General features: G+C 64.9%; 25 protein-coding genes and 1 pseudogene. 17 read left to right on the top strand and 9 right to left on the bottom strand.

The features are described from left to right. Positions 1–78 precede the first annotated feature (78 nt). Positions 79–774 carry a hypothetical protein gene (locus AC3WON_RS21690; RefSeq protein WP_492352734.1) on the top strand — a complete coding sequence of 232 codons (696 nt, stop codon included), beginning with the start codon at positions 79–81 and terminating at the stop codon, positions 772–774. A 15-nt stretch (positions 775–789) separates the two neighbouring features. On the opposite strand, the gene AC3WON_RS21685 is transcribed toward AC3WON_RS21690, so the two are convergent. Further along, positions 790–1434, bottom strand: coding sequence for a glutathione S-transferase family protein (locus AC3WON_RS21685; protein WP_492352733.1), 645 nt, complete (start codon positions 1432–1434; stop codon positions 790–792). 121 nt (positions 1435–1555) lie between these two features. On the opposite strand from AC3WON_RS21685, the gene AC3WON_RS21680 reads away from it, so the two are divergent. The 4 genes from AC3WON_RS21680 to arsB are packed head-to-tail and all read left to right on the top strand — an operon-like array spanning position 1556 to position 3967. After that, entirely contained in the window at positions 1556–1870 is a 315-nt protein-coding gene (locus AC3WON_RS21680; protein WP_013957060.1) for an ArsR/SmtB family transcription factor, read from the top strand. 13 nt (positions 1871–1883) lie between these two features. Then, entirely contained in the window at positions 1884–2366 is a 483-nt protein-coding gene (locus AC3WON_RS21675) for an ArsI/CadI family heavy metal resistance metalloenzyme (protein ID WP_492352732.1), read from the top strand. 13 nt (positions 2367–2379) lie between these two features. Then, the gene (locus tag AC3WON_RS21670; RefSeq protein ID WP_492352731.1) at positions 2380–2874 is read left to right on the top strand and encodes an arsenate reductase ArsC; all 495 of its coding nucleotides are present in this window, start codon (positions 2380–2382) and stop codon (positions 2872–2874) included. A gap of 16 nt (positions 2875–2890) precedes the next feature. Continuing rightward, entirely contained in the window at positions 2891–3967 is a 1077-nt protein-coding gene (gene arsB / locus AC3WON_RS21665; protein ID WP_492352730.1) for an ACR3 family arsenite efflux transporter, read from the top strand. 55 nt (positions 3968–4022) lie between these two features. Here arsB and AC3WON_RS21660 read toward each other — a convergent pair whose 3' ends face one another. Then, positions 4023–4388: an ArsR/SmtB family transcription factor gene (locus AC3WON_RS21660; protein WP_492352729.1), complete on the bottom strand. Its 366-nt coding sequence runs from the start codon at positions 4386–4388 to the stop codon at positions 4023–4025. Between the two features lie 153 nt (positions 4389–4541). On the opposite strand from AC3WON_RS21660, the gene AC3WON_RS21655 reads away from it, so the two are divergent. From AC3WON_RS21655 to phbB, 5 genes and pseudogenes are all read left to right on the top strand, one after another. After that, the gene (locus AC3WON_RS21655; RefSeq protein WP_035828342.1) at positions 4542–4979 is read left to right on the top strand and encodes a YciI family protein; all 438 of its coding nucleotides are present in this window, start codon (positions 4542–4544) and stop codon (positions 4977–4979) included. A gap of 471 nt (positions 4980–5450) precedes the next feature. Beyond that, positions 5451–5744: pseudogene (locus AC3WON_RS21650) on the top strand (copper-transporting ATPase); the annotation flags it as partial. 13 nt (positions 5745–5757) lie between these two features. After that, entirely contained in the window at positions 5758–5937 is a 180-nt protein-coding gene (locus AC3WON_RS21645) for a hypothetical protein (protein WP_492352728.1), read from the top strand. A gap of 302 nt (positions 5938–6239) precedes the next feature. Beyond that, positions 6240–6797, top strand: coding sequence for a TIGR01841 family phasin PhaP3 (phaP3, locus tag AC3WON_RS21640; protein ID WP_492317949.1), 558 nt, complete (start codon positions 6240–6242; stop codon positions 6795–6797). Between the two features lie 266 nt (positions 6798–7063). Further along, positions 7064–7807, top strand: a complete 744-nt coding sequence (gene phbB / locus AC3WON_RS21635) for an acetoacetyl-CoA reductase (protein ID WP_035828351.1) — start codon at positions 7064–7066, stop codon at positions 7805–7807. A gap of 78 nt (positions 7808–7885) precedes the next feature. Here phbB and AC3WON_RS21630 read toward each other — a convergent pair whose 3' ends face one another. From AC3WON_RS21630 to AC3WON_RS21620, 3 genes are all read right to left on the bottom strand, one after another. Beyond that, on the bottom strand, positions 7886–8368 hold the full coding sequence (locus AC3WON_RS21630) for a DUF4440 domain-containing protein (RefSeq protein ID WP_492352727.1): 483 nt from the start codon (positions 8366–8368) through the stop codon (positions 7886–7888). A gap of 76 nt (positions 8369–8444) precedes the next feature. After that, positions 8445–9482 carry a transporter gene (locus AC3WON_RS21625; protein ID WP_492352726.1) on the bottom strand — a complete coding sequence of 346 codons (1038 nt, stop codon included), beginning with the start codon at positions 9480–9482 and terminating at the stop codon, positions 8445–8447. 75 nt (positions 9483–9557) lie between these two features. Next, entirely contained in the window at positions 9558–11321 is a 1764-nt protein-coding gene (locus tag AC3WON_RS21620) for an ABC transporter ATP-binding protein/permease (protein ID WP_492352725.1), read from the bottom strand. A gap of 243 nt (positions 11322–11564) precedes the next feature. Between AC3WON_RS21620 and AC3WON_RS21615 the strand changes: the two genes are divergently transcribed. Further along, complete coding sequence (locus AC3WON_RS21615; protein ID WP_492317914.1) at positions 11565–12482, top strand: LysR family transcriptional regulator; 918 nt, start codon at positions 11565–11567, stop codon at positions 12480–12482. Between the two features lie 92 nt (positions 12483–12574). Here the strand turns inward: AC3WON_RS21615 and AC3WON_RS21610 are convergent, their stop codons facing one another. Genes AC3WON_RS21610 through AC3WON_RS21600 form a run of 3 tightly spaced genes read right to left on the bottom strand, consistent with a single transcriptional unit; the run spans position 12575 to position 13631 of the window. Beyond that, positions 12575–13105 (bottom strand): efflux RND transporter permease subunit, encoded by a 531-nt coding sequence (locus AC3WON_RS21610; RefSeq protein WP_492352724.1) that lies wholly within the window; start codon positions 13103–13105, stop codon positions 12575–12577. Then, positions 13099–13311: a hypothetical protein gene (locus tag AC3WON_RS21605; RefSeq protein WP_492317912.1), complete on the bottom strand. Its 213-nt coding sequence runs from the start codon at positions 13309–13311 to the stop codon at positions 13099–13101. Before AC3WON_RS21605 ends, AC3WON_RS21610 begins: the two co-directional genes overlap by 7 nt. Next, complete coding sequence (locus AC3WON_RS21600; RefSeq protein WP_492317911.1) at positions 13308–13631, bottom strand: hypothetical protein; 324 nt, start codon at positions 13629–13631, stop codon at positions 13308–13310. Before AC3WON_RS21600 ends, AC3WON_RS21605 begins: the two co-directional genes overlap by 4 nt. Positions 13632–13889: 258 nt before the next feature. Between AC3WON_RS21600 and AC3WON_RS21595 the strand changes: the two genes are divergently transcribed. The 3 genes from AC3WON_RS21595 (at position 13890) to AC3WON_RS21585 (ending at position 15967) form a co-directional block, all read left to right on the top strand. Continuing rightward, positions 13890–14873 (top strand): Bug family tripartite tricarboxylate transporter substrate binding protein, encoded by a 984-nt coding sequence (locus tag AC3WON_RS21595; protein ID WP_492317910.1) that lies wholly within the window; start codon positions 13890–13892, stop codon positions 14871–14873. A gap of 132 nt (positions 14874–15005) precedes the next feature. Next, complete coding sequence (locus AC3WON_RS21590; protein WP_010810581.1) at positions 15006–15437, top strand: universal stress protein; 432 nt, start codon at positions 15006–15008, stop codon at positions 15435–15437. Positions 15438–15502: 65 nt separating this feature from the next. Continuing rightward, positions 15503–15967: a ferritin-like domain-containing protein gene (locus tag AC3WON_RS21585; RefSeq protein WP_492317909.1), complete on the top strand. Its 465-nt coding sequence runs from the start codon at positions 15503–15505 to the stop codon at positions 15965–15967. Between the two features lie 280 nt (positions 15968–16247). Here AC3WON_RS21585 and AC3WON_RS21580 read toward each other — a convergent pair whose 3' ends face one another. Continuing rightward, entirely contained in the window at positions 16248–16526 is a 279-nt protein-coding gene (locus AC3WON_RS21580; RefSeq protein WP_492352723.1) for a hypothetical protein, read from the bottom strand. A 202-nt stretch (positions 16527–16728) separates the two neighbouring features. Here AC3WON_RS21580 and AC3WON_RS21575 point away from each other — a divergent pair, with 202 nt between their 5' ends. From AC3WON_RS21575 to AC3WON_RS21565, 3 genes are all read left to right on the top strand, one after another. Beyond that, positions 16729–17316, top strand: coding sequence for a hypothetical protein (locus AC3WON_RS21575; RefSeq protein ID WP_492317907.1), 588 nt, complete (start codon positions 16729–16731; stop codon positions 17314–17316). A 30-nt stretch (positions 17317–17346) separates the two neighbouring features. Beyond that, the gene (locus AC3WON_RS21570; protein WP_492352722.1) at positions 17347–18366 is read left to right on the top strand and encodes a hypothetical protein; all 1020 of its coding nucleotides are present in this window, start codon (positions 17347–17349) and stop codon (positions 18364–18366) included. A gap of 337 nt (positions 18367–18703) precedes the next feature. Further along, on the top strand, positions 18704–21274 hold the full coding sequence (locus AC3WON_RS21565) for a winged helix-turn-helix domain-containing protein (RefSeq protein ID WP_492352721.1): 2571 nt from the start codon (positions 18704–18706) through the stop codon (positions 21272–21274). Positions 21275–21494: the final 220 nt, after the last annotated feature.

Genomic DNA, 21494 nt, shown 5'->3' with positions numbered 1-21494 from the left:
CGACTGAGCACAGGGTCTTTTGATGCCATGCGCGCGCCGGTTGCCGGCGTGCGCATTTTCGCTTTCTGAACGGATTTCATGAAAACCAAGCAAGCCACTCCCGTCCTCGCACTGCTGCTGGTCTCGGCAGCTTTCACCGCCGTGGCGGCAGAGCCGTCCAGGGCCTCCGGCCCGCTGGCGCTGCGCGTGCAGCATGAGTTGTCGGCGCTCGGGGCCGACGGCGTGCGCCGCGACATCTACTTCACCGAACGTGTCTACCGCGAGGGCGGCACGGTCTGGATCGAGCGCGAGATCCCGCACGGGGCGCATGACGAAGCCGAACACGCCAAGGCAGACAAGGGCCACAAGCACATGGACATGTCGGCCGCGGCACGCTGGATCGAGCGGCAGCCGTCCGGCAAGCTGTCGGTGCGGCTGGTCAGCGACGCCATGCGCAAGACCTTCGAAGTCAGCCCGGCCGAATACGGCAACATCGGCTTCGACGGCTCATGGGCGACCGCCTACCACCTGCTGGATCCGGCAGCGCTCAAGACCATGAGCGCGAGCGGTCCTGCGCGCGGCGGTGTGCAGGAGTACCGCGCAAAGCGCGGCGATGAACAGGTGACGGTCCAGTGGGACGTGGCCGGCCAGTATCCGCGCCTGGTCCAGTCGCGCAATGCCAGCGGCACGCAGAAGAAGATCACGCGCGTGACCGCCGCTGCCTTGCCGCAACCCGCTCCGTGGAACCGCACCCGGCCCTATGCAAAAGGTGAGTACACGGATCTGATGGACTAGGACGCCGATGGCGACCTATCCCGCCTCGACCCGCGCGCAGTACGCCTCGATGGTCCGCTTCCACGCGGGCCGAGCCAGGCACCGGTCCCGATACGACGCGACTCCCGGATACGGCGCGATCAATCCCTGGTCCTTGATGCCAGAGAGGAGCACGTGCGCCATCAGGATGTCGGCAACGGTGAAATCCTTGGTCGCGACGAAGTCGCGGTCAGCGAACCAGCGCTCCAGGTTCGTCAGCACCCGATTCACCCAGCCGACCAGGAACTCGCGGTGTTTGCCGCAGCTGCCATCCGCCGTCCAGTCGAGCACCATCAGGCTGAGCAGCGGCGGCTCGACCGAGTTCATCGCGGCGAAGCACCAGCGCACCACCTGCGCCTCGCCGGCGCGATCGGCGGGGATCAGGCGGCCGGACTTCTTCGCCAGGTAGACGAGGATGGCGGCGGATTCGGACAGCACCAAGCCGTCGTCGTCGATCGACGGGATCTGTTCGAACGGGCTGAGCCGGCGATAGGCGTCGGTGCTCAGGTCGTGTGCAGGATGGTCCATGCCGGCCAGCTCGAACGGCAGTTGCATCTCTTCGAGCGCCCACAGGACGCGCAGGTCGCGGGTGTGGCCGCGCGCGCCAGCATTGACCTTCGAAAAGCCGTAGAGCTTGAGCATGGAGACGCTCCTTGGTTGAAGCTGCCGTGCTGCGAAGAGTTGCGACATTCTAACGCGGTGCCGGCAGCGCTTCGCAGAATCAGGCATTGCATCAATCCTATATTTCCAGTATTGTAGAAATATGGAAGAGAATGATGTTGTCCGCTCCCTTGCTGCATTGGCCCACGGGCTGCGCCTCCAGGTCTTTCGGATGCTGGTCGTCGCCGGCCCGGGTGGCATGACACCCGGCGCGATGGTCGAGCGGCTGGGCGTGCCTGCGGCCACCTTGTCGTTCCACCTGAAGGAACTGGCGCACGCCGGCCTGGTGACGCAGGAGCGCGACGGACGCAACCTGATCTACCGCGCCGCTTTCGCGCATATGAATGCATTGCTCGGCTACCTGACCGCCAATTGCTGCGAAGGCGTCGAGGAAGCCGCGGTTTCCTGTCACTGCTGATGGAGATGTTCCGATGAAGCGCTTTCACGTTCACGTCCATGTCGACGACCTAGGCAAGAGTATTGCCTTCTATTCGAAGCTATTTGCCGCTGAACCGACGCGAGTCGAGAGCGACTACGCCAAATGGATGCTCGAGGATCCGCGCATCAACTTCGCGATCTCCACGCGCGGCCAGGGGACGGGCGTCGACCATCTCGGTTTCCAGACCGATGACGCCGCCGAGCTTGCCGAACTGAAAACGCGTGCCGAGGCGGCCGACATGGCGCTGCTGGACCAGGGTGAAACCACCTGCTGCTATGCGCGCAGCGAAAAGCACTGGGTCACCGATCCGCAGGGCATTGCCTGGGAGCACTTCCATACGCTGGGCAATGTCCCGGTATTCGGCGAAGGCAAGGCCGAAGCGGCGTCCGCCGAAGGCTCCGCCTGCTGTGCCCCGCGTGCCGCGCGCGGCAAGCCGATCGGGATTGCGGTGAACTCCAACTCGTCGTGCTGCTGAGCACGCTCTCTCCATGACCACCAACGTTCTGATCCTTTGCACCCATAACTCCGCCCGCAGCGTGCTGAGCGAAGGGATGCTCAACCATTGGGCCAGCAAGCTCGGCAAGGATGTGCGCGCCTTCAGCGCCGGCAGCGCACCGAGCGGGCGCCTGAACACGTTCGCACTGGAAGCGCTGACCAATGCCGGCGTCGACGTGAGCGGCTACCGCAGCAAGAGCTGGGACGAATTTGTCGGCGACAACGCGCCGGAAATGCGGATCGTGATCACTGTCTGCGACAGCGCCGCGGCGGAACAGTGCCCGTATTGGCCGGGCAGCCCGGTCAAGGTGCACTGGGGCTATGCCGATCCGTCCAACGCCCTGGGCGGCGACGAAGGCAAGCGGCTGGCATTCGAGCTGACGCGCGAGGCCATTGGCTACCGCATGCTGCAACTGCTGGCGTTGCCGCTGCAAGGGATGAGCAATGCGCAGCTGCAGGACGCGCTCAACGCGATCGCGAAGAACTGAAGGCGCCGGAACTCCAATGAATCAGAACGCAACCACCCACGCCCCCATTTCGACGAAGCCCGCCATTGGCTTCTTTGAACGCTACCTGACCATCTGGGTGGCCCTGTGCATCGTCGTCGGGATTGCGCTGGGGCAGGCGATGCCGGGCGCGTTCCAGGCGATCGGCAGCGTGGAGTACGCCCAGGTGAACCTGCCGGTCGGCATCCTCATCTGGATCATGATTATCCCGATGCTGCTGAAGATCGACTTCAGCGCACTGGGCCAGGTGAAATCCCACTGGCGCGGCATCGGTGTGACGCTGTTCATCAACTGGGCGGTCAAGCCGTTCTCGATGGCGCTGCTGGGCTGGCTGTTCGTGCGGCACCTGTTTGCGCCCATGCTGCCCGCCGAGCAGCTCGACAGCTATATCGCCGGGCTGATCCTGCTGGCTGCGGCGCCGTGCACGGCTATGGTGTTCGTGTGGAGCCAGCTCTGCAAGGGTGACCCGTATTTCACGCTGTCGCAGGTGGCGCTGAACGATGCCATCATGGTGGTGGCGTTCGCGCCGGTGGTGGCGTTGCTGCTTGGCCTGTCGTCGATCACGGTGCCGTGGGATACGCTGCTGACGTCGGTGGCGCTGTATATCGTAGTGCCGGTGGCGATTTCGCAGGTGCTGCGCAAGCTGCTGCTGAGCAAGGGCGTGGCGCATTTCCAGCGGGTCGTGGGCAAGCTCGGACCGTATTCAATCGCCGCGCTGCTGCTGACACTGGTGCTGCTGTTCGCCTTCCAGGGCCAGGCCATCATCGAGCAACCGCTGGTGATCGCGCTGCTGGCCGTGCCCATCCTGATCCAGGTGTTCCTGAACTCCGGCCTGGCGTATCTGCTGAACCGGAAACTGGGTGTGGCGCATTGCGTGGCGGGCCCGTCCTCGCTGATCGGCGCCAGCAATTTCTTCGAGCTGGCCGTGGCGACGGCCATCAGCCTGTTCGGCTTCAAGTCCGGCGCGGCGCTGGCAACGGTGGTCGGCGTGCTGATTGAAGTGCCGGTCATGCTGCTGGTGGTCAGCATCGTCAATCGGACCCAAGGCTGGTATGAAGCAGGGCGGAGGGCCTGACGCTCGCCCCAAGGCGCGCTGATCTCGACGAGCGTGATGCTCAGGCTGCCAGCGCTCAGGCCGGTGCGGTCGAGACGCCGCGGCGTTTGCTGGCGGCCGGCTTGCATGCCACATCCGGCACGCCGCAGCCTTGCGGATTGCCTTCGCAGCAATGTTCCGTCAGGAAGGCAATGAGCGCGTTCATCGTATCGAATTGCGCCCGGTAGATCACGAACTTGCCCTCCTGCGTGTTCTTGATGAGGCCGGCGTGGACCAGTTCTTTCAGATGGAAGGACAGCGTCGCGGGTGCCACACCCAGCGCTTCGCGGATCCGGCCCGCGCTGACGCCATCCGGGCCGGCCTGGACCAGCAAGCGGAAGATCGCCAATCGGGAATCCTGGGCAAGTGCAGCGAGCGCTGCTACGGCGGTTTCATTCTTCATGGCTCGAACTGTAGAGGTACCGGCACGGCCCGCGCAAGTCAGGTGCTGCCGAATTCAACTATTCTGATTGGATCCTGCTTCCGGCGCCCGCCGCCGCCGCGGCTCCCGCTTCGGGGTCTTGTGGCGCCAACGATTCCTTCAAGGAGAACCACAATGCGTGTCATGGTGATGGTGAAGGCCACGAGCGAATCAGAAAGCGGCAAGATGCCAAGCACGGAGTTGCTTGCGGCAATGGGCAAGTTCAATGAAGAACTCGTCAAGGCGGGCGTCATGCTTGCGGGCGAGGGCTTGCACCCTAGCGCAAGGGGAAAGCGGGTGCGCTTTTCGGGCGATCAGCGGACTGTGACGGACGGGCCGTTCCCGCAGACCAACGAACTCGTTGCCGGATTCTGGTTGTGGCAAGTCGAGTCAATGGATGAGGCTGTCGAATGGGTCAGGCGCTGCCCCAACCCCATGGAAAGCGAGTCCGAAATCGAAATTCGCCCGCTGTTCGAGGTCGAGGACTTCGGTGCTGAACTCACGCCAGAACTGCGGGAGCAGGAAGAGCGGCTGCGCGCTGAAGTTGAAGGGCTTGCGAACAAGGCGCGCTGACGGCAGCCCAAACGCACAGGGCGAGGCGGTTGCCTCGCCGCCCAACGCTGGTTCTTTCGGCGTTGTCCATCTCCAAGGCATGGCGCACCGTAGACCTGGGTGTCCTCTTGCGGGGCGCGCCGAATGCAAAAGGTGTGCGCGTCCATCGACCGTAGTCATCTCTTCGGCGGCTGACCTCGCCCCTGAAGGCGACTTCTCATTGGCGGCCAACTGATCCTGGACCCAGGCGCGTTGGCCTTTGAGAACAGTCCCGTGCTTCCTTGGCCTTGACCTTCCAACGATGGGAACCTCTAAGCTGGGGGCATCAGGCGTGACATGGACGTCCCACCGCGAACGGCCGTCGTCGTCGCATCATGAGCGTGTCATGAAGGTAAAAGGCACGCCGGATGACGCAGTGGATGCCCGGCCGGCAACTGAAGGAAGCAGCCAGGATGAACAGGACAAGCAACGAACGCGATGCAACCGAGCCTGGCCGAAAAGGTCGGCTCCCAGACCGTGCTGTCCCAGATTGTCCAGATGGTGGCGCAAGCGCAGCGATCGAAGGCACCGATGCAGCGGATGGCCGACCAGGTTGCCGGCGTCTTCGTCCTCGGGGTCATCGGCATTGCGGTGCTGACCTTTGTCGCGTGGGGACTCTTCGGCCCCGAGCCGAGCTGGGTGTTCGGGCTGATCAATGCGGTCGCGGTGCTGATCATCGCATGTCCGTGCGCACTGGGTCTCGCCACGCCGATGTCAATCATGGTTGCAAGCGAAACTCTCGCAAGCGACCATTCGAAACATGAAGCAGAACCTCGGTTTTGCGTTCGCTTATAACGCCTTGGGCGTTCCGCTGGCGGCGGGCGTTCTGTATCCAATGACAGGCCTGTTGTTGTCGCCCATGATTGCGGCGCTGGCGATGAGCCTGAGTTCTGCCTCGGTCATGACCAATGCGCTGCGGCTCAGGAAGGCTGCTACGTGAGGCGTGCCGGCAGTTCTGGGGTGAAGTGGGCCCTACACATGTCATGCAAATGTCATGCACTGCAACATTTCTGCGTAAGCACATGTAAATATAGAGGCGTATAAAGCACTTTTATTGTCATGTTTTAAAGACTTTTTGGGTATGTACCTAGGGATTGAATTAGAAGAAAGCCTCTAGGATTCGCACTCGGATGCTGCGCTGCAGGATTGGTGGCGCTGCCAATCCGGAAGCCAAACCGAGGCGGATTCACGTTGCAAAACCTGTTGCGCGAATCCGTTCGATCAATCCACAGGAGATTTTGCATGTCCCCTTTTATGCCCGAGCAATTTGCTGCAGCGCAAAAGTCCAGTCTGAACCAACTGTTCGCGCTGACGAACATGGCTTTTGACGGCTTCCAGAAGTTGACCGAGTTGAACCTGCAGGCAGTCCGGACGACGCTTGCCGAAGGCCAGGGCAATATCGAAGCGGTGCTGGCCGGAAAGGACCTGCGTGAAGTGTTCGCCGTGCAGGGCAATCTGGCACAGCCTGCCGCGGAGAAGGCGGTTGCATATGCACGCCATGTGTACGAAATCGCATCGACCACGCAGGTGGAACTGACCAAGGCAGTCGAGGGCCAGTACGAACAGCACAACCGCAATGTGCAAGCCTTCGTTGACAACTTCGTGAAGAACGCGCCGGCCGGGTCTGAAGCGATCACCGCGCTGCTGCAATCGAGCGTTGCAGCCGCCAGCAGCACCTTTCAATCCTTCCAGGACGCCGCCAAGCAGACGGCTGAAGCCGCCAAGGCCAACTTTGCCAAGACCGCCGCAGCTGCCTCCGGCGCGGCCCAGCAGGCGGCGCCCCGCGCTTCCAAGCAGTAACGGCGTGCGGCTGGCCAAGCAGGCCAGGCCAGCGCGCTGAACATAGATCGCAGGCTTGCAGGCCAGGGGCATCAGCTGTCCTGGCTTGCAGCACTGCGACGCCAATCTTCCCGCATCGGCATACAAGCTGGGCCCGGAGTCATCCAGCCCGGCTCGCCCTCGCTTTGTTCGCGCCAGGGCAGCGGGAATGTGCTCGGGACAATCAGGCAAGAGCCCGTCCCGGCAAGGCAGGGGTCTTTCAACTTTACGAGAATGAAGCAGGCAGGATGATGAAGAGAATTGCACTGGTAACAGGTGGTATGGGTGGGCTGGGAGAAGCCATCAGCATCAAGCTGCACGACGCAGGCTATGCGGTGGTGGTGACGCACTCGCCGGGCAATGCGACCGCCCAGGACTGGCTTGCCGCGATGGCCGCCAGCGGCCGCGAGATGCGCGCCTACGAGGTGGATGTATCCGACTACGATGCCTGCCAGGCTTGCGCCGCGCAGATCCTGGCTGACGTAGGCCGCGTGGATATCCTGGTGAACAACGCCGGCATTACCCGCGACATGGCCTTCAAGAAGATGGACAAGCCGAACTGGGACGCCGTGATGCGGACCAATCTCGACTCGGTATTCAATCTCACCAAGCCGCTTTGCGAAGGCATGGTCGAACGCGGCTGGGGACGCATCATCAACATCTCGTCGGTCAACGCATCCAAGGGCGCCTTCGGACAGACCAACTATGCCGCCGCCAAGGCCGGGATGCACGGCTTCACCAAGTCGCTGGCGCTGGAAGTGGCAAGGAAGGGCGTGACCGTCAACACCGTCTCTCCGGGCTACCTTGCCACCAAGATGGTCAACGCCGTGCCCAAGGAAATCATGGAGACCAAGATCCTGCCGCAGATTCCGGTCGGCCGCGTCGGCAAGCCGGAAGAAGTCGCAGCGCTGGTTGCCTACCTGTGCTCGGAGGAAGCGGCCTACGTGACCGGGTCCAATATCGCCATCAACGGCGGGCAGCACATGCAGTAAGGGCGCTGGGCCAGGCGCCGCCAGGTGAATGCGCGGCCGTAGGCCCCCGCCCCCCGGTAACTGAGGCTTATGCCTCAGTTACTTCTTCTCCGGCATGGCTGACGAGTGATGGCTTGTAATCAGCCATTGCTTGCCATCCCAGTGATAGGTGTAGGTATAGCGGGCCTTCACCACGGTTCCCGTTCGTGCGAAGGTGAAGGTGTAGAGGCCGGAATCCACGGCGGAATTGCATCTCAGTTCAATGCTGCGGAAGTCGATCTTCCCGGATGGACCGTCTTGCAGGAAGTGATGGAAATAGTCTTCTTTCTCCGCGACGGTCAAGCGGGGCTTGTTGGATACCGTCGGCAGAAGAATGGACCGTTCCGCATAGTTGGCCACCACCTTGTGTGGATCGCCTGTCTGCAGTGACCGGTTCCATCGATCAAACAACGCCGCAATCTCCTGCTCCGACGTCACCTTGCAGCTTTCCGTGCGCGATGCCTGCGCCGTGCCTGGCGTGCCCTGGTTCATGGCGCATCCCGCAAGCACGAACGCCAGGGCAGCAATGCGAAATAGCTTCATGGCAGGGCTCCTCAGGTTAGGGGGCGCGAGAGCCAGGGGACACTGCCTGAAGTATGGTACATCCCGCAAGCGTTACCTACCCCGCTTGCTTGCGGAATGCCCAGCGCCCGGCCAGCACCGTGAAACTTGCCACCAGCGCCACCAGTACCCAAAAGCCGTGCGGGTGTTCGGCCAGCGGAATGCCGCCCACATTCATGCCGAAAAAACCGGCCACGATATTGATCGGAAGCGCCAGTACTGTCACCAGCGTCAGCGTGAACAGCGTGCGGTTGGTTTGCTCGTTGAGCTTGGCGGCAATTTCTTCCTGCAACAGCTTGATGCGTTCGACCAGCGCCGCCAAGTCGTTGAGCACCAGCGAGAATTCCTCGGTCGATTCACGCAACTCCTGCAGGTCCGATTCCTGCAGCCAGGCCGGCGGCCGGTTCAGTAGCCGGAACAGGGCGCCGGGCTCCGGCGCCAGCAGCCGTTGCAGCCGCACCAGCCCGCGCCGCATCGAACCCAGGTCGGCGCGGTTGCCTTGCAGGCGCTGCGACAGCAACTGGTCTTCGATCTGGTCGACGTTCACACCGGTCTCGCGCACGATCTGCACCAGCACGTCGGCCTGGTCACGCAGCAGGTGCACCACAAGGTCCAGTGGCGAGCGGAAGGCCTCGCCGCGCCGCACCGCCTCGCGCAGCCGGTCCACGGAACGCAGCGGCCTGGCGCGGGCCGTCACCAGCAGGCGGTGGTCGGCATGGCCCCAGAGCGTGGAGATATCCGTCGAGGTGACGCCGAAGTTGTAGATCACGTCGTTGACCACGGCCAGCAGGGCGGCGTCGAGGCGCTCGATCCGCGTCGAGCGCGAACCTTGCCGCAGGGCCTCGAAGAATTCGTCAGGCAGGGCCAGCTGGCCCTTCATCCAGCGCTCGCACGCGCTGTGCGACAGGTTGAAATGCAGCCACAGGAACGGGCGATGGTGCACGGCGTCCGGCGGTTCTGACGGCATCTGCTGCAGCCATGCCGCCGCGGCACGGGAATCGATCTCGCGCACCGGCCCGCCGGGTTCGAACAGGAAACCGCTGACCAGACCGACCGGGTCCGACCCATAGCCGGCCTCGACAATGCCCGCTTGCATGCAAACGCCCTCCACATCAAATGTGCCTTGCGCGACGTTAGCACAGCACGATGATAGTAGAGGGCCGCCGGATGCCTACCAGCCAAAACGATAGTCCCTGGTCGGATGCAGCCACCACTTTCCGTTCCCGGGCAGTTCCAGCACCTGGTGGTGGAATTTCAGCAGCGTGGGCCGGTGGCTGACGCTGACAAGCGTCGACTGCATGTCGGCGAGCAGCTGGTACATGGCTTCCTCATTGCTGATATCCAGGGCACTGGTCGCTTCGTCCAGCATGACATAGCGCGGCTTTGACAGCAGTACGCGGGCGATGGTCAGCCGCTGCTGCTCGCCAAGGGACAGGACTTTGCCCCAGTCCACTTCCGTGTCCAGGCCGCCAAAGCGGCCAGCGAGGTCCTTCAGGTTGACCGTTTCCAGCAACGTCAGAAGCTCCTCGTCAGGGATTCGCTGGCCAATGTGGTTCGGGTACAGCAACTGGCTGCGCAGGCTGCCGACCACCATGTAAGGATGCTGCGGCAGGAACAGCATTTCCTGCGGCATTGGCCGCACGATGCATCCCGTGCCGTTGTTCCACAATCCGGCGATCGCGCGCATCAGCGAACTCTTGCCGCCGCCGCTGGCGCCGACGATAAGCAGGCCCTCTCCCGGGTTGACCGACAGCGTCAGGTCGGTGACCAGCGTCCGCTCCTGATTCGGCGTGCGCAAGGTCACATGTTCCAGCGCCAGGCGGGAGTCATGGATGGACTCGATCGTGGTGGCCGGCTTCACGGAGGCTGCTGCCGTACCGGTCAGCGAGATGGAGAATGTGTCCAGTCGATCCAGCCCCGCCACGAAGCGGCTCAGGTCTTCAAAGTTGTCGACGATCACGGTCAGCGCGTTCAGGATGGCGGCGAACGCGCCGGCCGCCTGGATGGCGCTGCCGACTTCGAGCTCGCCGGAAAGCACGCGTGAAGCGACGATGGCGCTGGGCAGCAGGATGGTCAGGAAGCCATAGGCATACTGGAACATGTTCAGGCTCAGCTGCCACTTGATGAGCCGGTCGAAATTCTGGAAGGCCTTGCCAAAACGGCCGCTCACATGGGATGACTCCAGCGCCTCGCCGCGATAGAACGCAATGGACTCGGCGTTCTCACGCACCCGGATCAGGCTGAAGCGGAAATCCGCCTCCCGCCTTAGCTGGAAGAAGTTCAGGCCGATCAGGACGCGGCCGAAGAAGAAGATGGAGATAAATGTACCGGCGATGGCATAAATGACAAGAAAGTAGACCAGCTCTCTTGAGATCGACCACAGGACGGCGCTGAAGGCGATGAGCTGCAGCAGCGCGCCGATACCGATTGAAAGGAAGAACAGGGATTGCCGCGTGAAGGTATTGATGTCTTCGGCGATGCGCTGGTCCGGATTGTCGATCGCGGCATCTGAATTGAGCTTGTAGTAGACCCGGCCCTTGAAATACCCGTCCAGATAGTGATACGTCAGCCAGCGTCTCCAGAGCAGGCCCAGCTTGTTCCTCAGGTAGTAATAGACCGCGTAGATGGGGACTGCCACCATCAGGATATAGAGACACTTCCTGATCGAGGCCCAGAAACGATCCGCGTCTTGCGCTGCCAGGGCCGAGGTGAATTCACCGGTTTGCTGGACGATCAGTACCTCGGACTGGGTCTGGCCCAACAGCAGCAGGATTAGCAGGACCAGCAAGCCGGAGGCTTTCCATTTTTCCCGCGAGAACCAGTAAAGTTTTGCAATGGCCCAGTATCGGGTCCACACATGCCGGGTGGAAGTGACGGGACGTTTCCCTGGGGCCGAAGTGGTGCCGGTGACCCGCGACTCAGGAACGGCGCTCATATCCCATCTCCCAGCACTAACCGGATTGCATACTCGCCACATGCCCGGCGCGGGACACGTGGGAGAACGGCAGAAGACTATTAATGAAATATAGGCTAGCAGAATCGATGCCTGGCTGATTCGTGGTCCCTGCCCGCAGTCAAGGACCCGACCCCGGACAGGCGAGCGGAGATCTGGCTTGACGCGCGCCCGGAACCTGATTCCAATCCGGAAGTGACCTTTCCGCTATGACAGCCCCTCCGCATGGACCGCTTCGACGCGCTGCAACTCTTTACCCGGATCGTGGAACTGGGCTCCTTCACCGGCGCCGCCAGCGCGCTGGACATGCCACGCGCCACCGCCACGCACGCCATCAAGGAACTTGAGGCCCGCGTCGGCGCGCGCCTGCTGGAGCGCACCACGCGCCAGGTGCGCCCCACGCTGGACGGGCAGGCGTTCTATGAGCGCAGCAAGCGCGTGCTGCAGGACCTGGAAGACGCCGAGACCTCGCTCAGCACGCAGGTGGCCAACCCGCGCGGCCCGCTGCGGCTGGACCTGCATGGCACCCACGCCACCATGATCATCCTGCCGCGCATCGGCGAGTTCCGGGAGCGCTATCCGCATATCGACCTGATCGTCAGCAGCGGCGACCGGCTGGTCGACCTGGTCGGGGAGGGCATCGATTGCGTGGTGCGTGCCGGGCGGCCGCGCGATTCCTCGCTGGTGGCCCGGCGGCTGGCGGATATGCCGGAGGTGCTGTGCGCCAGCCCCGCATACCTGGCCGCGCACGGCACGCCGCAACACCCGTCTGAGCTGGCGCAGCACATCGGCGTGGGGTTCTTCTCGCGCAACCATGACCACCGTTATCCCTTCACGCTGACCGTCGATGGCGAGGTGCGGGAGTTCAAGGCGCGCGGCTGGATCTCGGTAAGCGATGCCGAGTGCTATACCAGCGCGGCGCTGGCCGGCTGCGGCCTGATCCAAGTGCCGCGCTTCCGCGTGGAAGAGCACCTGCGCGCGGGACGGCTGGTGCCGGTGCTTGAGGCCTGGCCGTGCCCGGACTTGCCGGTGTCGGCGCTGTATCCGTTCCACCGGCAGCTGGCACCGCGGGTGCGGGTGTTTGTCGATTGGGTGGCGGGGTTGTACGTGGAGCGGTTCGGGCCGCTCCGGGGCGCGGCCTGAGGCACCAACGCGCCGCAATCAGGCCGCCGCGGGGCGCGGCACCGGCCGTGCCGGCGCGGGTGCGGCTTGCGCCGGCTCGCTGACCGGCAGTGTCATGCCGATCCGGATCGCGTCCGCCTGCACCTGCGCGAACACGCTGCCGCCGTGCATGGTGGCGATTGCCTTGACGATGGCCAGAGCGGCTCGCCTTGCAGCGCGCTGGTGAGCCGCTGCGACCACGCATACAGTTCGGCGGTTTCGTTGCCCTTGAGCACGTACTGGTACTGGGCACGCGGCTGTCCGGCGCCGATATTGATGTCCTGCGCTGCGCGCAGGTAGCGCTGGATGCCCGGCACCGCGGCCAGCCTGGGCCGCAGGCGGTCGATCAGGCCGCTGGCCGAGACGTCGCGGTCGGAACGGTCCTTGAGCACGATCCAGAAGCGGCCGTTGGCCAGGGCCTGGCTGCCGCCGGTCATGCCGACCGAATGGTTGACCGTCAGCACGGCCGGGTCGGCAGCGATGATGTCGGCGAGGGCGCGATGCTTGGCGACCGTGTCCGCATTGGGGATATCCGCCGCCGCCTGCGAGGTGCCCAGCACGAATGCGGTGTCCTGCAGCGGGAAGAAGCCCTTGGGGATCAGCACGAAGCCGGCCTGACGCGGAACACATTAGGCTGGTCCTGTTCGCCGTAGCGCAGCACGGCGGGCCGCGCCGCCAGCGCATCGCGCAGCAGCCCGGTCTGCAGCCGCACCGCGACAAACTGGCCCGGCCACAGCTCGCCGGCGCGGTTGTCGAACTCGGCCTTGACCCGGACCGCGCCATTGCCGGTGCCCACGCGGCTGTCGATCACCCCAGCAGGCGCCCCTGCGCCAGCGGCGCGCCGCCGTCGCGTGCATGCGCGTGCACGGCCGCGTTCGCGCCGCCGGCGCTCAGGTGTTGCAGCACCGGCAGCGCCGACTGCGGCATGGTGAATTCCACGGTGATGGGCGACAGCTGCGTGACGGTGAAGATCCCGTCGGCATCGCCGACCCGCACCAGGTTGTGGCTGCGCCGGACCAGGCCGAGCGTGCCGAGCGCGAGCACGCAGAGCGCCGCGGCTGCAAACCACAACCGTCGCGCATAAGGGCCGAGCGCCGTGAGCAGATATGAGGTGAGGGAGAACGCAGGCATGGCAGTCGGATCCGCCGGATCCACAAGCCATTGGCATGCTGGTTTATAGCCAACGGAGGCGGTTGGAACGGTGACGCCAGCCTGTCAGGGCTGTCAGGAAGGCCGCGGCGCGCGCGTGCGGTAGTCGCGGCGTGTTTGCTGACGGCTTTGCCGGTTGCGCATGGTGGAAAACCCGGGCCTGTCCCGCGGCGAAACAGCCTCTAACATGAAGTACCCGCCGCCAGCGCGGCGTACAACCATAACGCGGAGACTTCATACATGGATCGTCGACAGTTCCTGAGCGCCGCGGCCATCGCGGCGGCCGCCGGCGTCGCGCCGCACGCCATCGCGCAGCAGTGGCCGGCGCGCGCCATCCGGCTGGTCGTGGCCTATCCGCCTGGTGGCGGCACCGACGTGGTGGCACGCTTGTTTGCCGACTACCTGACGCGCGTGACCGGGCAGTCGGTGGTGGTGGAGAACAAGCCCGGCGGGGCCACCATTCCCGCCACGCAGGATGTGATCCGCGCCAAGAATGACGGGCAGACGCTGCTGGTGACGCTGGGTTCCTCGGCCACCTCGGGCGCGCATATCAATCGCGTTCCTTACGACCCGTTGACCGACCTCACCGCGCTGGCGGAACTTGGCCGCGCCCCGGTGCTGCTGGCGGCCAACAAGGATGCGCCGTACTCCACGCTGAAGGAACTAATCGCCTATTCCAAGGCGAACCCGACCAAGCCGATCCACTCGGCCTCGTACGGTCCGGGCACGTCGTCGCACTTCGGTCCGCTGCTGTTCAACCGGCTGGCCGGCACCAACCTAGAACCGGTGCTGTACAAGGGCTCGGCGCCGGCCACGCAGGACCTCGTGGGCGGCGTGGTGCCGCTGATGATCGACGGCCTGACCACCGGCGTGCCGCTATACCAGGCCGGCAAGACCAAGGCGCTGGCCACCACCATCCCGGAACGCTCTGATCTGGCGCCCGGGGCGCCTACCTTCCGTGAGCAGGGCTTTCCTGAGATGGAGCAGCTCAGCGGCTATTTCGCGCTGTTCGGCCCCAAGGCCATGCCCAAGGCCACGGTCGATGCGGTCTCTGCTGCGGTGCGCAAGGTGCTGGCCGACCCGGCCTACCAGAAGCGGCTGGCAGGCGTTGGCGTGCTGCCGCCGCAGGCGGTCACGCCTGAGGCCTTCGCCGCGCAGATCCGGACCGATCATGCGCGCTGGGGGCAGTTCATCAAGGATATCGGCTTCAAGATCGATGGGTGAGGGGCGCCGCGGCTGCGTTGGCGTGCGCAGAGGCATCGGCGTGGGTGGCGAGAGGCGGATTCTTGTCCATACTGAACTTTGACTGGCGGGCTGTCGCTGCCCGCCGGGATCAATCGCCCAAGGAGAAGAATCGTGTTCAAGCACATCTTGCTGGCCACCGATGGCTCGGAGCTATCAAAAATGGCAATGGATGCGGCCATTGGCTTTGTCAAAGCCGGCGGCGCCAGGCTGACGGCCTATACGTGCATGGAAGAGTATCCGTATGTGGCGTCAGGCGATGCCGGCCATCCCAGGCGCAAGGCCTTCGAAGAGCAAGAGGCCGCCCATGCAAGCGCCAGGCTGGAAGCGGTTGTCGCTGCGGCCAGGGCCGCGGGAGTCACATGCGAAACGGATATGACGACCTCGGTGCCCTACAAGGGCATCATCGATGCGGCGGCAAGGCACGGGTGTGACGTGATCTTCATGGCCTCGCACGGCCGCAGGGGCCTGGAGGGCTTGCTGGTCGGCAGTGAAACCCAGAAGGTACTTACCCACTGCCGGGTTCCTGTCCTCGTCTACCGCTAGACACTGCGCGACGTGCCCCGCGGGTGCTGGCGTACTGTCGAATCCACCTCACGGAGGAACCTGCCATGACGGAAATCGAACAGGAGAAAGTCGTCGCTGTGCTGGATCGAATACTCGAAGCCGAGCTCGCCGGGGTTGTGCGCTACACGCACTATTCGTTCCTGATATTCGGCTTCGGCCGCATTCCCATCGTGTCGTGGCTGCGTGAGCAGGCGAATGAGTCGCTGCTGCACGCGCACCAGGCCGGCGAATGGATCACGACCCTCGGCGCCTATCCCTCGCTTGGCATCGGCGAGCTGCTGGACAGCCACACGACGGATATCGGCGCGATCCTGCGTGAATCGCTTGCGACCGAGATGCAGGCCCTGGACCTGTACCGTGAGCTGCTAAGCCTGGTCGAGGGGCGCTCAGTCGCGCTGGAGGAGTATGCGCGGCAGTTGATCCAGCTGGAGGAACTGCATGCGGGAGAGGTCGAGAAAATGCTGCGCAAGCCCGGCCTTGCGGCGACGGTGCAGCCGCGGCAGGGCTGACCTGGGCCGGCCCGCTGCCTTCTCGTGCGTGCAAAAGCGCGCGTGCCACAAGGTTTCGCCCCCATTGCTTTCGTCCCCGACGCCGGGAGCGCGGCCCAGGCCGCGTCACCGCGCCGGCCATCCACCCCCATCGCGCACCGTACCGACCGACCGAGCCGGTCGCCAGCGCCAATATCGCCGCGGCGGCGAGCGCCCCGTTATAAGCGTCGGCTGACGCGTTCCGTGCCAGCAGCAACTGGTTCTGCGCCAGGTGGCTTCGGTGAGGTTCGCATGCGGGCGGCTATGGCAAATGCTTGCCGGGGAGCGCGGGTGCAGGTCCGCGCGTGCTGACCGGGCGCGCGCCACGCGGGTCGGCGGCTTGCCGGCCTGGCTTCGCCGTATTGTCCCTGCGCCCGGTGGGCGTGCCGCGATTGCTGTCGGTGCGGTGCGTCGGACCGGAGAACGCGCCGATCCTGACTTCCTCGCCCATCCCCCCGACGACATGCTGCGCAAAGGCGGCCCCCGAGGTGGTAGTCAGCATGGCGATTGCCATCAGCGGGTACGCGTGGATCTTCCTCATGTTTGCCTGTTTTTCGTGTAGTGGGCCCCGGGCGGGGCAAGGTTCAGGCAGCGGAGGGTAAATCAAGCGGATGTCCGTGTATGTAAGCTATTGTTAAAACGCCGGCAGCCGGGCAGGGATGCCCGATTGGGGCGAGGTGCTCCAACCATCAGGGATTGGAGAAAAGTGCTCGATATTGCACGCATGGATCGAGGGGTACGTCATGAATCCCAGCAAGCTAATCGTGGCGGCGGCACTTGCCGCGGCAACTCTTCCGGCGCTGGCACAGCCCGAGACGCGCGTGGACACGGTGTCGGGCGTCGGGGCTACCAGGACCACCGGCACGGTCAAGGCTACCGCCACGGTGGTGGCCATCGATGCCGCCACGCGCACCATTTCGCTCAAGAACAAGCAGGGCAAGATCACGGACGTACAGGTCGGCGAGGACGTGCGCAACTTCGAGCAGCTCCGCGTGGGCGACATGGTCACCGTCGAGTACACGCAGGCCTTGTCAGTGGCTCTCGCCAAGCAGAGCGGCATGCGCTCCAGCACCGAACGCGAGACCGCCGACCGGGCCGTTCCTGGCGCCAAGCCCGGCGGCACGGTCGGGCGCGAGGTGACGGTCACTGCCGATGTGGTGGCCGTCAACGCCAAGACCGGCATGGTGACGCTCAAGGGCCCAAGAGGCAAGACGGTGGACGTGCATGTCGAGGATCCGAAGCAGCTGAAGGCGGTTCGACGCGGTGACCAGGTGCAGGCCGTCTACACCGAAGCCCTTGCCATATCCGTCACGCCCAAGCAGGCCCGCTGAGCAAGGCGGACGCCGGGTGGGAGCATGCCGATGGGTTTTCTGCGGTGGTTGCACCGGCGCAATGCGCAAGTCCATGCGCACGGCAAGCAGGAGATTGCCGAGCTGGCCGAGCGCGTGACCCGGATCTATCCGCGCTTGCGGCTGGTGTCACGCTACCAGCAGCGGCTTCGGCCTGCGCTCGAGCAAGCGCAGGACTACGTGCGCGAACTCGTCCAGGGGCTTCCCGCGCCGCGGGAAGCCAGCATGCAGGCATGGGGTGACGATCCCTATGTTCACGCCTTCTTCGGCACGGCGCGTGACGTGCAGCTGGCCTTCAGCCGCTCTCCTGAACTGCGAGCGTTCTTCGAACAGTCGCCCGATGCGCCGCAGGCGTTTGCGGTGCTGGGGATGGCGATGACCGAGCGGCGCACGCTGGGGGTTGCGCTGGAAGGGGATGTCATGCGCACGGAAGTGCCGCAAACCACCGTCAGTTTCGGCGATCACAAGGTCAGGATCATCGCTCGCAGCGAGGCCGCGCTGCGCGAGGAAATTGTCCGGCGCATGTTCGATCAGTTCAGCATGGAGGGTCTCGCCCGTTTCGCTGCCGGCAAGTCACGCCGCGACGTGCTCGCGCGCGAGCAGGCGCTGCTGGTGGCGCGCCTGCGCCTGCTCCAGCAGCAAGGCACTGGCATGCGTTCGGTGCTCGGCGGCGATGCCGACGCAAGTCCCGGCGAGCAGGCCGCCCTGGGCGGGCAGATTGCCGCGAACGAGCAGGAACTTGCGCAGCTCGGCCCCGAAACCGGGGCGCTTGACCGTCAACTGGAATGCCTGGCCGAAGTCCTGGCGGATGCACGCTCCTGCTTTTCCATCGAGCAAAGATACTTGCGGCTTAGTGCCATGAACGTGCTGCTCGCGGCGGACAGCGCGGGGCCGGCATACGACATCGACCTGCTCACTGCCCAGGTCCCGGGCGATCCGCCGCTGGTGCGATCCATCGCACTGGTGCGTTTCGCGCGTGGCGACATGCTGTCGCCCACCGCCCTGATCGAGGAGGCGGAGCGGCTGCTGTGACAGCGGGGATGGTTCTCTTGCGCAGGCCCGGACCCTGCAGTCGCTCCACGTAGGCTACGCGGGCGACGCCCGCAAACCTCCTGATGGCTCCCCCGCAGACCACAGCCCTATAATGCTTCGTTCCCAATGCAAAGCGCTGCCGGGGTGATCAGGCCGGCGCAACCCACACATGTCTTCGCATCATCCAGAGCCGATTGCCGGTACCAAGCTGGTGCCCCCGCGCCTTGCACGGCGGCCGTTGGTCCGCGATGCGTTGGCCGAACGCCTGCTTGAAGCGCGGCATCGGCGTTGTGTGGTGGTCCAGGGGCCGGCCGGATGCGGAAAGACCTCGACGCTCGTGACCTGGCGCAAGGCACTGGTTTCGGTCGGCTTTGAGGTTGCGTGGCTGTCGGTGGCCGAAGAGGACAATGAACCTGCGCGCTTCTTCGACTGCCTGCTCGCCAGCATTGCGCTGGTCGACGCCGATATCGCGGCCAAGGCCGCCGATCTGACCGGGGACGGCAGCGACGCTTCCCGGGTAGAGCATTGGGTGTGGGTGGTGACGCTGATCGAGGCGATTGCCAGCCAACCGCGCGACCTGGTCCTGATGCTTGACGACGTCCACCATATCGAGGATGGCCGCATCTGGCAGGCGCTGCAATGGCTGCTTGACTACGCGCCGCCGCAGCTGCACCTGGTGCTGTGCTCGCGCGGCCAGTTGCCGCTGTCGCTGGCGCGCATGCAGTCGCAAGGGCTGCTTGCCGTCTTCGATTTGCGTGACCTGCGCTTCAGCCTCGAGGAATCGGAGGCCTACCTGCGCGAGCAACTGGGCGAGGTCAGCCCGCGCGACGCCCGGCGGCTGCATGAGCTGACCGATGGCTGGGTCGCCGGGCTGCAACTGTTTGCCCTGGATATCAAGGCCAAGCACGGCGCCGGCTTCGCGCCGATTGCGCTGCGCGATGCGAGCGCCTTCGCCCAGTATTTCGAACGCGAGGTACTGTGCCAGCTCGACGCCGACGACCAGAAGCTGCTGACCTGCGTGGCCATTTGCAGCCGCTTCAGCGCGCACTTGTGCGCAACGCTGGTGGGCGAGCCGCGCGCGGTGGCGCGCATGATCACACGGCTGGTCAGGCTCGACAGCAGCAATCTGTTCCTGATCCACGTGAGTGGCCACGACCACGAGAGCTGGTATCGCCTCCACCCCTTGCTGCGCGAAGTGTTGCTTGCGCGTGTTGCGGCCATGTCCCGCGCGCAGCAGCAAGCGCTGCACGCGGCTGCCTGGCGCTGGTTCGCGCAGCGCGAGTACGTTGACGAAGCGGTCCGGCACGCGGTGCTCGCCGGCGAGGAAGATGCTGCCGCGGACGCGATCCAGGCCCGCGCGTCCGAACTGCTGGCGCGCGACGGTCTTGGCCGGCTTACCAGCCTGCTGCGCTTGCTCCCCGCCAGGCAGGTCGAGTCGCGCTTTGCGCTGCAAATGATGCAAGCGCACATCGACCTGCGCGCCTGCCATCTCGACGCAGCGGCTGAAGCGATCGGACGGCTGGCGACGCAAGCCGCCGCGCTGGGCGAGCGCGAGCGCTACGCGGTCACGGTGCTGCGCGGCGGCATGGCGCTGATGCGGGATGACATCGGCGCGGCGGCGGCCTTGCTGCCTGAACTGGAGTGCGTGCCCGCTGATGCGGGCGACTTCCTGTTGACCGCGCGCGGCAATGTGATGGGCTGGGTCCACATGCACCGTGGCGAGCATGAGCGCGCGCGCGAGGTGCTGGCCGACAGCACGCTGCAGGGCGGTACCATGGTCAGCAGTCTGATCGGTCGCTGCCTGTCGGGCCTGAGCCTGTCGATGGAAGGCAAGATCCTGCAAGCCGAGCCCGTGTTCCGCCAGGTCCTGAGCGAGGCCGAGCAGCTCGGCGGCGTGTATGCGGGCGCGGCGCACATGGCCGCGGTGCTGCTGAGCGAGACCCTGTACGAACTCAATGAAATCGATGCGGTCTGCGAGCTGCTCGAGAAGCGGATCGAGCAGCTGGAAGCGGTTGCGATCCCCGATGCGGTGCTGCGTGCCTTGCTGACGCTCGCGCTGTCGCACCGCGTCGCGGGAAGACGCCTGGAGGCCGCGGCTTACCTCGACCGTCTGGAAGACTACGCAGTGCAGCACCGCCTCGAGCGCCTGCTGGTGATCGCACTTGCCATCCGTTCGCGTTGGCAGTTGCAGCAAGGCGAAATCGACCTGGCGGAGGCAACCGTCGCCCGTGCGCAGGACCTGTCCTCGCACAGCGCGGCCCGCAGCCCGACCTGGGAGGTCAACGTCGTTGCGCAGCTGGCCGGCAGCGGATTGTGCCTGCACCGGCACGACTATGACGGCGCCATGGCGCGCCTGAAGCCGCTGCTGGACAGCGTGCAGCTGGCCGCTCGCGGCCGGCACGTGGCCATTGTGCTGATGCAGTGCGCGGTTGCCGAGCAGGGGCGCGGCAATGCGCGCGCCGCGCAGCATCATCTGTGCGAGGCCCTGCGCTATGGACTGCGCTTCGGCATGGTGCGCAGCCTGCTGGATGCCGCCAACGGGGGCATGAAGCTGATGGGCGAATTTCTGCAGGCGCTGGCGCTAGACCCGGTACTGGCCTTTTATGCGCGGCGTCTTCAGGAGGCATCAGGCCGGTGGCGTGCCCATGCGGCGCCGCTCGCCGACACGCGCCGCTCTGCGCCGATCAGGACGCTGAGTGAACGCGAGGCCGAGGTCCTGCAGCTGATCTCGCAGGCAATGTCGAACAAGATGGTGGCACGCACCCTGTCCGTCTCGCCCGAGACGGTGAAATGGCACCTGAAGAATATCTACATCAAGCTGGGTGTGACCGGCCGTGACGAAGCGGTGGCGCTGCTGCGCGACCTGAAGGCCGACGCGCCTGGCCGCTCAGCTGGCCAGCACCGCTGACGCCACGAGCGCGCGTCCGCGCTTTCTCCTTCGCTATCCCGCCCAGCCGGGCGATCAACGCACAGCATTCCTTCCGCATCGTTCGCCAGGCCGTCGCCCCACCCGTATCCGGGAGGGGGCACGCATTCGCCCCATTCATGACTCGCGCTCTGGCCAGGGCTGGCCGGCGGGTTTGCCCGCCGGTGCACGCGTGTTCGGCACCGGAGGGAGGGGGGAAGAC

The organism is Cupriavidus sp. FW305-46 (genome assembly GCF_058787075.1).
The sequence above is the reverse complement of the archived record's forward strand: the minus strand, read 5'-3'. Positions and strand labels throughout refer to the sequence as shown.